The sequence below is a fragment of the Butyrivibrio sp. INlla18 genome, from assembly GCF_900103635.1.
Classification (GTDB): Bacteria; Bacillota; Clostridia; order Lachnospirales; family Lachnospiraceae; genus Butyrivibrio.
In genome coordinates this window covers 50,796-63,133 of record NZ_FMXK01000006.1, presented here as the reverse complement: position 1 = coordinate 63,133, position 12,338 = coordinate 50,796, and the positions used below count along the sequence as shown (strand labels likewise).

General features: G+C 40.9%; 11 protein-coding genes. 3 read left to right on the top strand and 8 right to left on the bottom strand.

The window, feature by feature from the left end:
• Nucleotides 1–553: 553 nt before the first annotated feature.
• Genes BLS24_RS04430 through pheA form a run of 6 tightly spaced genes read right to left on the bottom strand, consistent with a single transcriptional unit; the run spans nt 554 to nt 7,104 of the window.
• Nucleotides 554–1,372: a Cof-type HAD-IIB family hydrolase gene (locus BLS24_RS04430; protein WP_091756519.1), complete on the bottom strand. Its 819-nt coding sequence runs from the start codon at nt 1,370–1,372 to the stop codon at nt 554–556.
• 1 nt (nt 1,373) lies between these two features.
• A complete protein-coding gene (locus tag BLS24_RS04425; RefSeq protein ID WP_091756517.1) occupies nt 1,374–1,628 on the bottom strand; it encodes a glyoxalase in 255 nt (84 codons plus the stop codon).
• A gap of 15 nt (nt 1,629–1,643) precedes the next feature.
• Nucleotides 1,644–2,228: a Maf family protein gene (locus BLS24_RS04420; protein ID WP_091756515.1), complete on the bottom strand. Its 585-nt coding sequence runs from the start codon at nt 2,226–2,228 to the stop codon at nt 1,644–1,646.
• Nucleotides 2,229–2,245: 17 nt separating this feature from the next.
• Nucleotides 2,246–4,396: an RNA degradosome polyphosphate kinase gene (locus BLS24_RS04415; RefSeq protein ID WP_091756512.1), complete on the bottom strand. Its 2,151-nt coding sequence runs from the start codon at nt 4,394–4,396 to the stop codon at nt 2,246–2,248.
• A 15-nt stretch (nt 4,397–4,411) separates the two neighbouring features.
• On the bottom strand, nt 4,412–5,959 hold the full coding sequence (locus BLS24_RS04410) for a Ppx/GppA phosphatase family protein (RefSeq protein WP_091756510.1): 1,548 nt from the start codon (nt 5,957–5,959) through the stop codon (nt 4,412–4,414).
• A gap of 17 nt (nt 5,960–5,976) precedes the next feature.
• Nucleotides 5,977–7,104, bottom strand: coding sequence for a prephenate dehydratase (pheA, locus tag BLS24_RS04405; protein ID WP_091756508.1), 1,128 nt, complete (start codon nt 7,102–7,104; stop codon nt 5,977–5,979).
• 103 nt (nt 7,105–7,207) lie between these two features.
• Between pheA and BLS24_RS04400 the strand changes: the two genes are divergently transcribed.
• Genes BLS24_RS04400 through BLS24_RS04390 form a run of 3 tightly spaced genes read left to right on the top strand, consistent with a single transcriptional unit; the run spans nt 7,208 to nt 9,679 of the window.
• Complete coding sequence (locus tag BLS24_RS04400; protein ID WP_091756506.1) at nt 7,208–8,212, top strand: DUF5050 domain-containing protein; 1,005 nt, start codon at nt 7,208–7,210, stop codon at nt 8,210–8,212.
• A gap of 48 nt (nt 8,213–8,260) precedes the next feature.
• Complete coding sequence (pyrB, locus tag BLS24_RS04395) at nt 8,261–9,208, top strand: aspartate carbamoyltransferase (protein WP_091756808.1); 948 nt, start codon at nt 8,261–8,263, stop codon at nt 9,206–9,208.
• 27 nt (nt 9,209–9,235) lie between these two features.
• The gene (locus tag BLS24_RS04390; protein ID WP_091756504.1) at nt 9,236–9,679 is read left to right on the top strand and encodes an aspartate carbamoyltransferase regulatory subunit; all 444 of its coding nucleotides are present in this window, start codon (nt 9,236–9,238) and stop codon (nt 9,677–9,679) included.
• A 77-nt stretch (nt 9,680–9,756) separates the two neighbouring features.
• On the opposite strand, the gene queA is transcribed toward BLS24_RS04390, so the two are convergent.
• Both queA and BLS24_RS04380 read right to left on the bottom strand, forming a co-directional pair.
• A complete protein-coding gene (queA, locus tag BLS24_RS04385; RefSeq protein ID WP_091756502.1) occupies nt 9,757–10,797 on the bottom strand; it encodes a tRNA preQ1(34) S-adenosylmethionine ribosyltransferase-isomerase QueA in 1,041 nt (346 codons plus the stop codon).
• Between the two features lie 4 nt (nt 10,798–10,801).
• Nucleotides 10,802–12,301 (bottom strand): aminopeptidase, encoded by a 1,500-nt coding sequence (locus tag BLS24_RS04380; protein WP_091756500.1) that lies wholly within the window; start codon nt 12,299–12,301, stop codon nt 10,802–10,804.
• Nucleotides 12,302–12,338 lie beyond the last annotated feature (37 nt).

Below are 12,338 nucleotides of genomic sequence, written 5' to 3'. Positions count from 1 at the left end.
ATGCCATTTTTGCTGTAAAGTTTTGTTTTGCCCTCATCAAAAAACGATACTTTTCTATATGCTCATGCAGCTTTTGTTTTAATACGCATGCTCTTGCTACAGACTCGCAGGGCGGAATTTATATAAGTGGTCAATGGAGCTACGCTCCCATAACAGAAAAAGAGACGACTCTCCAAGCTAGCTTGGTAGATCGTCTCTTTCTTCTGTTAAAAAGCCCGCAAAAGCGGGCGTGACCACTTATATAAATTCTCTTCGCCCTGCTTCAAACAACGCAAACCGCATGCGTGTCAAAAGCTGCTTATGAGCATAAGAAAAATGGCGTTTTTTGACAATCGTTCAAACTCAAAACTTTACAGCCAAAAATGTGCTTCAAAGACGAGTTTGTTTCAAAGAATTATAAGAAAGAAATCCGGCCCCATAAACATAAAAACCGAAGGATGAAAAAAAATATGTTCAAGGGGTGGTGCCTCCGCCAAAGGCTATGCAGACCAGCGCGGTGCTGGCGGCCCCAGTAGTCCCAGAGGGCGCGCCCCCAAAAAAATCAGAAATGAACTTAAATAGCATCCTCTATGAAAGGAGCTAGGCCGTCGTGGTCGTTATCGAAATCTGTGATGACGTCGGCGATGGATTTGACGAGGTCTGTGGCGTTGGACATGGCTATGCCTAGGCCTGCAGCTTCGATCATGGAAATGTCGTTTTGTTCATCGCCTGCGGCGAGGGTATTCTCGACGGGAATGTTTAGGTAGGAGGCAAGGCGCTTTACTACGCTTCCTTTACCAGCTTCTGATGGAAAAATTTCCATGTAATATGGGTTTGAGTATAAAAGAGTTAGCTTGTCGCCTACTAGGTCCTGAAGGGCTAAGCGGAAGCGTTCCTGCTTGTCGTGATCGTGTAGTTCAATAGCGATCATCTTAGATGGTGGTGATGATAGTTCTTTCATGATGTCATCAGTTACTATGAGAGGAGTCTTGATAACTCTTCTGTAATAGTCCATGCACTCACCATTTCTTTTGCTAACGATATGAGTTTCGTTATAGGTGTGGCAGTGAATGTCGTATTGCTCTGACAGATCGATAATCTTAGGCACAAGGTCTAAGGGCACACCTGTCTTAAATACGTACTTCTGATCGTCAACACTATATATTTCTGTTCCGTTTGATCCGCATAAAAAACTGCCCTTAAAATCAAGGCCAAGACCCTCATAGACAGCTTTGGCGCTGTCTATAGCTCGTCCTGTATTGATGCAGAAATGATTTCCTGCATCAGTAAACCTTTTAAGGGCATCCATAGTCTTATCAGAAATCTTCTTTTCACTAGTCAGAAGGGTTCCGTCTAGATCAAAGAAAAAAATCTTCTTTTTATTTTTGTCCATTTTATCCCTCAACGATCAAGTATCTACCGTCGCCAACCTCAAATACTTCGTCAGCCTCAAGCACATTTGATCCTTCTGTATCAATTCCAGCTTCTTCAAAATACTCCTCAACTTCATCAGCCCCATCAACGACTACAGCCATGCAGTCCTCAAGGAATGCCTCTGCCTCTTCCATATTCTCTGCAACATTTTCTGGAAAAAGCTGCCCCTGATTCTCTAAAAAGCATCTCAAAACCGCTTCATCATACTCGTGCATAACAAACCTCCAAACTTACAGTAAATTTAATTCTTTCATTTCCTTATAGAGTCTTGCAATTGGAAGTCCTACCACATTGTAATAATCTCCAACAAGGCCTTTGATAAATATCGCAAACTTGCCTTGAACTGCATAGGCACCAGCCTTATCATCAGATTCCCCAGTGCTGACATAATTTTCTATCTCAGCATCTGTCATAGGCTCAACCTCTACCTTAGTCTCTTCATAGAAGGTATGGCTACAGGTCTCGCCATTTTTTTGATAGAAAATAGTAACTCCTGTATATACTTCGTGGGAGTTACCCTGAAGCATCTTTATCATCGAAACCGCTTCATCTCTATCTTTAGGCTTGCCCAGTACTCTATGATTAAATGATACAATGGTGTCTGCGCCTATTACAATAGAGACCTCTGACTTATCCGTTAAGATTTTGTGAAAAATCTCTGAAGCTTTTTGGAATGATAACTCCTTTACAATGTCGCATGGCTCACTGCATTTGGTTTCTTCCTCTGATACGGCAGGTATTATCTCGAACTGTGGAACTACCTGTTTGAGCAGTTCCTTGCGCCTTGGTGATCCTGACGCTAAAACGTAACGCATATAAAAATCCTCTTTCTTTATGTACTATGAGTCTCTGGAACAAAGACCCTTGTGTTCTGAGTTGTTGGAAGCTTAGCCTTCTCTGTGGCTTCCAAGCCAAAGACAAGCTGAGAATTAATTTCTTCTCCAAACTCATCATTAGTTATCTTATTAAATCTTCCCTCAGCATCCATGACATGGGCTTTCTTGTTGTCCTTAAGTTCCATATCAAGAATATGCCAGATCTTTTTCCTGAGCTTATCATTTTCAATTGGGAAAAGAATCTCCACTCTTCGCTCAAGGTTTCTAGGCATCCAGTCAGCACTACTTGCGTAGTATTCAGGACTTCCTCCATTTTCAAAATAGAAGATCCTGCTGTGCTCAAGGAAGTTACCAACGATCGATCTTACAGTTATATTCTCTGAAACTCCAGGAACACCTGCCCTAAGACAGCATATACCTCTGACAATAAGGTCTATCTTGACGCCTGCATTACTTGCTCTGTACAGAGCCGCAATGACATCCTTGTGACAGATCGAATTCATCTTGGCTATGATCCTAGCTGGCTCTCCTGCAAGAGCGTGCTCTTCTTCTCTCTTAATAAGATCAAGTATCCTATCCTTTAGCCACAATGGCGCAATTGAAAGCTTATTCCATCCAAGAGGCTCAGAATATCCAGAAAGCATATTAAATACAGCAGTTGCATCTTCACCAAATGCAGGTGCGCAGGTAAAGAGGCCAACGTCAGTATACTGCTTGGCTGTGGAATCATTGTAGTTACCTGTTGCCAGGTGAACGTATCTCTTTATTCCATCTTCTTCTCTTCTGACTACAAGAGTGATCTTACAATGAGTCTTAAGGCCCACAAGACCGTAGATAACATGACAGCCTGCTTTTTCAAGCATCTTGGCCCAAACGATATTGTTTTCTTCATCAAATCTAGCCTTGAGCTCAACGAGAACCGTTACCTGCTTGCCATTGTCAGCAGCCTTAGCAAGAGCTGCAATAATAGGTGAATTACCACTAACTCTGTAAAGAGTCTGCTTGATAGCAAGTACATCAGGATCAACAGCAGCTCTTTCTACAAACTTAACTACATTTTCAAAGGTCTCATATGGATGATGCATAAGGACATCACCATTTCTGATAACCTCAAAAATATCCTTGTCGTTATTAAACTCAGGTACTGCAGCAGGAGCTTTATATCTGTGTTCCTTAAGATGATCAAAGCCTACAAGCTTGTACATCTTCATAAGGAAAGTAAGATCAAGTGGACCATTTATGGTATAGATCTCACTTTTTTCAACTCCCAGATCCTCAGCAATAAGATTAAGAAGCTTAGGATCCATTCCCTCGTTTACTTCAAGTCTTATAGCCTGGCCCCACTGACGAAGTTTTATCTGCTTCTCGATCTCTTTTAACAGATCCTCCGCTTCGTCCTCGTCAATTGAAAGGTCCGCATTTCTACCAACTCTGTAAGGAGCTGTTGTCAAAATATCATAGTTAAGGAAAAGCTTATCCATGTTGTCCTGAATAACCTTTTCAAGAAGAACTACTTTTCTGATATCATCATCTTCCTCGTCATAAGGAATCTCGATGATCCTTGGCAGAACATCAGGCACCTGAACTGTGGCAAAATCAACGCCGTCCTTTCCCTCTTTCTTTTTAAGAAGCGCTCCTATATTAAGAGACTTATTTCTGATAAGAGGAAACGGTCTTGATGAATCAACGGCCATAGGTGTCAAAACAGGATACACATACTCATCAAAATATCTGCTGACATAATCTGCATCATCACCTCTAAGCTCGCTTGGATCACAGATCTTGAGCCCATTATCCAAAAGAAGTGGTAACAGCTGTTCATTGTAGATCTCATACTGCCTGTCCACAAATTTATGGAGGCTTTTAAGAACTGCGTCCAGCTGCTCAGTAGCAGTCATGCCTGAAATATCAAGCTTCTTGTAATCAGCGTTGATCATATCTATAAGTGATGCAACTCTGACCATGAAAAACTCATCCAGATTACTTGCCGTTATGCTAAGAAACTTAAGCCTTTCAAAAAGAGGATTACTCTTATCTACTGCTTCTGACAAGACTCTTTCGTTAAAAGAGATCCAGCTAAGCTCTCTGTTTATGTACAATTTAGGATCATCAAAGTTTAGTTTTTTTGCTTCTTTGTTTTTCCTCATATACGCCCTCTTTTTTTAATAAATCTTTTTCTGACGGATAACTGGTTTTATAGCAAATACTTCTTCAAAGAAGTTAGCCCTATTAGTAAAAAGTCCCTTCTCCATGGTTATATCATCTGAAGTATCAACCTTTATGATAAGCTCCTTGTCCTTGATGCTGACATCTACATCTTTAAACTTTTGTTTGTGAGTTCTATCAAGGCCATTGGCTACTCGTATGATAGCTGTAAGCTTGGCAACCCTTAGGTAATCTTCCCTTGAAAAGCCATCAAAATACTGATTTCCTGAATTATAATATTCAAAGTCTTCATGATTAAATCTAACTACATTGGCAACGATAGCTCTCTCTATGTGAGAAAGACCAATGATCTCCGTAGACATTATGATGTTGTAGGAGCAATCGCCAAGATACACAAGGCTGATATATTTGCCGCAGTCATGAAGAATGGTTGCGATGTTTAAAAGAAGCCTATCTCTCTTAGTAAGTCCATGCAGTTCTTTGGTATTGTCAAAAATATTAAGAGCAATGCTCTGAAGCGTCTCTCTTCTTGATCTGCTTCCAAGAAATCTCTTCGAAATATTCTCAGAACATGCAATGATATCCTGTTCGAAATCGTGTGATGACTGAATATATTTCTTTTTCTCAGCGTACTCGTAAGCTATTCCATCGCAAAGCGTAACGCCGGGAGCCCATATATTCTCTGCCTTGGCCATGTCAAGAATACATTTGATCAGAAGACCTGACACATATAAAAGCGGCACGTTATCCTCTGGAATGTTGAGCTTTTTGGCTACTTCAAGGTCACTCATGGTAGCTGATCTTTCAATGAATCTATTGTACTCTTCCTTGGTAGCAAAGCCTTCCTTACCGTTACCGATGCCCATTCTCTGCATGATAGGAGAAACATAATCATCTATGATGACAATGTTCTCGATCTTTTTATCCTTGATATGCATCTTGGAAAAAACTGAAAGCTGAGAATTTACAAGCTCTGGCACAAGGTCACTATACTTGGATCTTGTGGCCTGAACCAGTCTCATGGTTGAAAAAAGACGAAGCACACCCATTTTCAGATTCTGGGTTGCAAAAAGTCTTCCCTTTTCAAATAAAGAAATCTGGATACTTCCACCGCCTATATCTACGATGGCTGTAGGCCTTTTGATTATCTTCTCAAAATGATCATGCTTTAAGGCAATTGATTTGTAATCCAAAAATCTCTGCTCTGAATTACTAAGGACATCAAAATGTATGCCAGTTCTCTGCTCTAATAGATCTCTTACGATCAAGATGTCATTGGTCTCTCTGACTGCACTGGTTCCATAGGCCTGATAGTGAGTAACACCATAGCCCTTCATTATCTTTTTGAACTCGCCAAATATCCTGATCATCTCATCCACATGATGACTTGAGATCCTACCGGAAGCATAGGTCTCACTTCCAAGATCCATTCTGTGTCTGACATGATCAAGCTCACGTACTCCGTTCTTCATTGACAGCTCAAAGATCTTGAGCGCTATCTCGTAAGAACCTACGTCAATTGCTGCAAATACTTCACCACCCATAAGATACCCCTGTGTTTTTAATAGTTACCTAAGATCCTAAGTAACTTAGCTTCTTCTCTAAGACCTCTAAGTGCGTTCTTGACTGCGCTGTCTGATAGATTGCCTTCGAAGTCAATAAAGAATCTGTATTCCCAATTTCTATCCTCTATTGGTCTTGACTCGATCTTGGTCATATTAAGTCCATTGTAGATAAAGTGTGACATCAGATGATACAGCGCTCCTGCCTCATGAGGAATCTCCATGCAGATGCTGATCTTGGATGCACTCTTTAAAAATACCTTTTGATTAGTAACGATGATAAATCTTGTGGAATTTGAATCAGCCTGATTTACGCCTTCCTCTATAACTTCAAGGCCATAGACGTCAGCAGCTCTTTTGCTTGCTATAGCAGCCTGAGACTTATCACCATCCTGTGCTACCTTCTTGGCTGCAAAGGCATTATTCTTCATACTGATCTGGCTGATACTGCTGTGATCAGCTAAAAACTTTGCGCTCTGCATAAGTGACTGAGGATGTGAATATACAGTCTTGATGTCATCAAGCTTTGCTCCTGGAACGCCCAAAAGACAATGCTTTATCTCGATTATCTGCTCTCCAACAATGTAGTGCTCATATTCTGCAAGAAGGTCATAAATCTCGCTTACAATACCTGCTGTGGAATTCTCGATAGGAAGAACTGCAAAGTCGCAGCTGCCATCCTCCAAAACGGCCATGGCATCTCTAAATGTCTCAACTGCGATACTGTTAACATTTTCTCCAAAGAATCTTTTCATGGCTTCTTCAGAATAAGAACCTGCAGCCCCCTGAAAACACACTCTGGAGCCCTCTTTATCAATAGAATCTATCTCAATAAATGGAAGCTTACCAGAAGCTCCTGCCTCTGTGAGCTTTTGATACTGAAGTTTTCTACTCATGGACATGAGCTGTGAAAAGAGCTCTTTTACCCCTACCTTGTTAAAATCAGAAGCTGTCATATCCTGTACTGCCTGGAGCTTAACCTCTTCTCTTTCCTTGTCAAAAACCTTTTTACCAGTAGATATCTTATAATCAGCAACCTGTGAAGCTATATCCATTCTCTTTTCAAAGAGCTCCACTATCTGCTTGTCAACAACATCAATCTCTGCCCTTAGATCTTTTAAGTCCATACCATCCTCCGCGTTTTTCATTAATAAGAGTTTAGAACAAATACCGCTTGATAGCAAGAAATAACGCGCCTATAATAGTATTAGTAAATTCGCGGGGTAACATATGAAAAAAGGATATATATTTATTAGTTTTATTTTAGTCATACTTGCAGGTGCTTTTATAGCATTTCACATCTACAGAAATATTATCCCTATGTCTCCTTATGACACTGGCAATTCTGCCGGCAATCTCCACAATTACGGATTAGTCTTTGAAATGGGTGACAAAGTTTATTTTGCCAATCCTTATGATAGTAACTGTCTCTATTCCATGGATCCTGATGGAACTCATTCCAAGAGACTTACAAATATGGGCGTCAAATATATAAGCGGTGCTAATGGCATCCTTTATTTCTATATGGATTCCAGCAACACATCAGGTAAGGTAACTGGTCTTGGTTCTGCTACTAATCAGTACGGCGTATACAGATACAACACCAAGACAGGTGATCTTAAGTGTCTTGCAAGGGAAATGTGCGGCGAGGTTCAGCTCTGCGGCGAATATCTCTATTATCAGGTCAAGACTGATGGTGGATATCTCGAGAAGATAAAGGTCAACAAGACAGATAAAAAGGTCGTTTATGAGGAAATGGCTTCTCCAGTTTGCTACGACAACGGTGTTATCTACTATTCCGGTGTTACCAAGGATCACAGCATCCATATGCTCTACACTCAAAACGGTGATTATACCAGGGATTTCCTTACAGGCTACTACTTCTTCCCTGTTGTAAAAAATGGGTATATCTATTTCATGAATGGCGAATCCAACTACAGCTTATGGCGTGCCAGCCTCCTTACAGGCATTCCTGAGCTTGTTACATCAGATAGGATTGATTTTTACACAATAGACGACAGATACATCTACTACGCATACTCTAGCGAGACTAATCCCGCTCTAAAGAGATGTAATCTTGATGGCAGTGATCCAGTTGTTTTATATAACGGAATCGTAAACAGTCTCAACACAACTTCAAAAGAACTATATTTTAAAGTTTACGGAAACGATGAAATGATGTATCATATGCCTTTGGATGGATCACGTCCTGCAGAAATGTTTTTACCGCAGTAATAATCCAATCATAAAATTATATATAAAAGAGGAGATTGTATGAATAGTTTGCGTCACATGATGAACCCTCTGGACTTCTCAGTTGATGAGCTAGAGGACCTCTTCGATGTTGCCAAAGATATCGAAGAAAACATGGATGCCTACTCCCACAAATGTGATGGGAAGATAATGGCGACATGTTTCTATGAACCTAGTACCAGAACGAGGCTCAGTTTCGAAACAGCAATGTTAAGGCTTGGTGGCAAGTGTTTAGGATTTGCCGATGCCAGCAACTCATCAGCAGCCAAGGGAGAAAGTGTTGCTGATACAATTCGTGTTATTTCTTGCTTTGCAGATATTTGTGCAATGCGTCATCCAAAAGAAGGTGCTCCAATGGTCGCAGCTTCTAAGTCTTCTATTCCAGTAATCAATGCAGGTGATGGTGGTCATCAGCACCCCACACAAACTCTTACAGACTTACTCACTATCAGATCTTTATATGGTAAACTTGGTGATTTCACCATTGGTCTTTGCGGCGATCTTAAATTTGGCCGAACAGTTCATTCTCTTATAAATGCTCTTACCCGTTATACCGGGATTCATTTTATTTTCATTTCCCCAAAGGAATTAAAGGTTCCTGATTACATCACAGAAATGCTTGATTCTAAAGGCATTACATATGAAGAAGTAATTAAGCTTGAAGACGTTATGCCACGTCTTGATTTCCTGTACATGACACGTGTACAGAAGGAAAGATTCTTTAACGAAGAAGATTACATCAGGCTCAAGAACTTCTATATCCTTGATAAAGCCAAGATGGAACTTGCCAAGGAAAAGATGTACATCCTTCATCCACTTCCAAGAGTTAATGAGATCTCTGTTGAGATCGATAATGATCCAAGAGCAGCATACTTCAAACAGGTTCAATACGGTCTGTATGTGCGTATGGCTCTTATCCTAACTCTCCTTGATATGACAGATGCCCATATGAATGAAGGGCTCCTTAGAAAATTTTGATCAGCACATTAAGAAAAGAGGTTATTCATGTTAAATATTGGAAAAATTGAAGAAGGCTTTGTTCTTGATCATATTCAGGCTGGCAAGGGAATGCAGATATATCGTCACCTTGGCCTTGATAAGCTTGATTCAACAGTTGCTATCATCAAAAATGCCAAGAGTAAAGTAATGGGCAAAAAAGACATCTTAAAGGTTGAATGCGATATCGATACCCTTGATCTTGATATCCTTGCTTTTATTGATCACAACATCACAGTCAATGTTATCAAGGCTGGTGAGATAATTGAAAAAAGAGCTCTTGTACTTCCTAAAGAGATCACAGGAGTTATCAAGTGCCACAATCCTAGATGCATCTCTTCTATCGAGCAGGAGCTTCCTCAGATCTTCTATCTTGCAGATGAAGAAAAAGAGATCTATCGCTGTAAATACTGCGATGAGAAGTATTCAGAAGGTGCAGGAAATAAGGAATAAATAAAATGGACCTAGGGGACGGGGTTAGTGGTTCAAAAAATGAACCACTAACCCCGTCCCCTAGGTCCAAAATTTTTTTATTTAAAGAAGCACGCATCTCCAAAGGAAAAGAACCTGTAACGTTCCTTTATTGCTTCTTCATAAGCATTTAAAACGTGCTCTCTTCCAGCAAGAGCTGATACCAGCATAACAAGAGTTGATTCTGGTAAATGGAAGTTTGTAATAAGCTGATCTAAGACTTTAAACTTATATCCTGGGTAGATGAAGATTGATGTATCTCCGCTACACTCAGTTAAGTGGCCACTTTCATCAGCTGCGCTTTCGATAGTTCTGCAGCTTGTGGTTCCAACGCAGATTACTCTGTGTCCCTCAGCCTTAGCCTTGTTGATCTTGTCAGCAGCCTCCTGAGTTACCTGATACCACTCAGTATGCATGTGATGTTCTTTTACATTATCAACCTTAACAGGTCTAAATGTACCAAGACCTACATGAAGAGTTACAAAGGCCATATCTACGCCCTTTGCCTTGATATCTTCAAGAAGTTTTTCTGTAAAGTGAAGTCCCGCTGTAGGAGCTGCTGCTGAGCCCTCATACTTGGCATATACAGTCTGATACATATTCTTGTCCTGAAGCTTGTGGGTAATGTATGGAGGAAGTGGCATTTCACCAAGCTTATCAAGCACTTCTTCCCATATTCCATCATAATAGAACTTAACGAGACGATTACCCTCTTCTACTATATCCAGGATCTCAGCCTTTAACATGCCTCCACCAAAAGATACTCTGGCTCCCGGTCTAAGCTTTTTACCAGGTTTAACTAAAGTCTCCCAAACGTCAGCTTCTTTTCTCTTTAAAAGAAGGATCTCTACGGCAGCGCCCGTCCCTTCCTTTTCTCCAAGAAGTCTTGCAGGGATAACCTTTGTATTATTCAGAACCAGGCAATCACCTGGCTCTAAATAATTTATGATCTCATTAAATTTATGATGTTCTATTTCTCCAGTATTTTTGTCTACCACAAGGAGTCTGCACTCATCCCTCTTTTCCATAGGGTCCTGTGCAATAAGCTCCTCAGGGAGATCAAAATAATAATCTGAAGTTGATAATCCTAATTCTGACATTTAATTACTCGTTTCTAAAATCAATGTTCTGAAGGAAGGCTACGTAACCTCTAAGTGCTTCGTAAAGGTCAGCCTTATCGATTACTTCCCATGGTGCATGCATGTTAAGAACTGCAACACCAGCGTCGATAACGTTCATTCCGTAAAGTGCAAGGATGTAAGCGATTGTTCCGCCGCCACCTACGTCTACCTTACCAAGCTCTGCTGTCTGATATACGATGCCTTCTTTATCAAGGGCACGTCTGATCTCAGCTATGAACTCAGCGTTAGCATCATTTGATCCGCTCTTACCTCTAGCACCTGTGAACTTGTTAAATACAAGACCTTCGCCAAGGAAAGATGCGTTCTTCTTTTCGAAGCATGATGCATATGAAGGATCAAAGCCAGCACTTACGTCAGATGAAAGCATGCAAGAATTTGCAAGACATCTTCTAAGTGAAAGATCATTGAAGCCTTCCTTTGTAAGAGCCATAAGCTCTGCTACTGCGTTCTCAAAGAATCTGCTGCGCATACCAGTTGCACCAACTGATCCGATCTCTTCCTTATCAACAAGGATGCAGCAAGCTGTTCTCTTGAGGTTCTTGGCTTCCATGATAGCTCTCATTGAAGGGAATGCACATACTCTGTCGTCATGTCCATAGCCCATGATCATTGATCTGTCAAAGCCAGCGTCTCTTGACTTACCAGCAGGAACGATCTCAAGCTCTGCAGAGATAAAATCTTCCTCTTCGATTCCATAAAGGTCATTGAGGATTGCAAGGATTCCTCTTCTAACAGCGCCAGATACCTTGCCGCTCTCAGCCTTCTCAGCCTTCTCAGCTGCAATTGCATACTGCTGACCAGCTGTGAGCTTTGCATCCTTCTTTTCAGCCTTTTCTTTTTCTTTGCTCTCAATTACAAATGGTCTATGACCAATGATAAGATCAAGGGCCTCACCTTCGATAACGTTAGAAGCCTTCTTGCTGAGCTGATCCTGTGCAAGGTGAATAAGAAGATCTGATACGAAGAATACTGGATCATCCTCGTCCTCACCTACGTTAAGCTGAACTGTTGTGCCATCTTTTTTAACAAGTACGCCATGAATAGCAAGTGGCATAGCTACGTAGTGATACTTCTTGATACCGCCATAGTAGTGTGTATCAAGGTAAGCAAATCCGCCATCCTCATAGAGTGGATTCTGCTTAACATCAAGTCTTGGAGAATCGATGTGTGCTCCAAGAATATTAAGACCATTCTCCATTGGCTCTGAACCCATCTGGAAAATAGCGATTGACTTGTTCATCCATACTGAATAAACCTTGTCACCCTTTTTAAGCTTTGTCTTGCTACCAATAAGAGTATTAAGCTCTCTGTAGCCTGCAGCCTCGATCTCGTTTACGATAGTATCGATAGCTTCTCTTTCTGTCTTGGACTCATCAAGGAACTTCTTGTAGTCCTCTGCAAACTGATCAACTTTCTTGAGCTGAGCAGCGCTATAGGTTGTCCATACGTTCTTTCTATTCATATATACCTCCTAAGTATTTGGTCATAAAAACTCTTAC

Excerpts from the sequence above, each read along its gene's own strand:
- BLS24_RS04430 (WP_091756519.1), bottom strand. The coding sequence starts at position 1,372 with ATGGACAAAAATAAAAAGAAGATTTTTTTCTTTGATCTAGACGGAACC.
- BLS24_RS04425 (WP_091756517.1), bottom strand. The coding sequence starts at position 1,628 with ATGCACGAGTATGATGAAGCGGTTTTGAGATGCTTTTTAGAGAATCAG.
- BLS24_RS04420 (WP_091756515.1), bottom strand. The coding sequence starts at position 2,228 with ATGCGTTACGTTTTAGCGTCAGGATCACCAAGGCGCAAGGAACTGCTC.
- BLS24_RS04415 (WP_091756512.1), bottom strand. The coding sequence starts at position 4,396 with ATGAGGAAAAACAAAGAAGCAAAAAAACTAAACTTTGATGATCCTAAA.
- BLS24_RS04410 (WP_091756510.1), bottom strand. The coding sequence starts at position 5,959 with ATGGGTGGTGAAGTATTTGCAGCAATTGACGTAGGTTCTTACGAGATA.
- pheA (WP_091756508.1), bottom strand. The coding sequence starts at position 7,104 with ATGGACTTAAAAGATCTAAGGGCAGAGATTGATGTTGTTGACAAGCAG.
- BLS24_RS04400 (WP_091756506.1), top strand. The coding sequence starts at position 7,208 with ATGAAAAAAGGATATATATTTATTAGTTTTATTTTAGTCATACTTGCA.
- BLS24_RS04390 (WP_091756504.1), top strand. The coding sequence starts at position 9,236 with ATGTTAAATATTGGAAAAATTGAAGAAGGCTTTGTTCTTGATCATATT.
- queA (WP_091756502.1), bottom strand. The coding sequence starts at position 10,797 with ATGTCAGAATTAGGATTATCAACTTCAGATTATTATTTTGATCTCCCT.
- BLS24_RS04380 (WP_091756500.1), bottom strand. The coding sequence starts at position 12,301 with ATGAATAGAAAGAACGTATGGACAACCTATAGCGCTGCTCAGCTCAAG.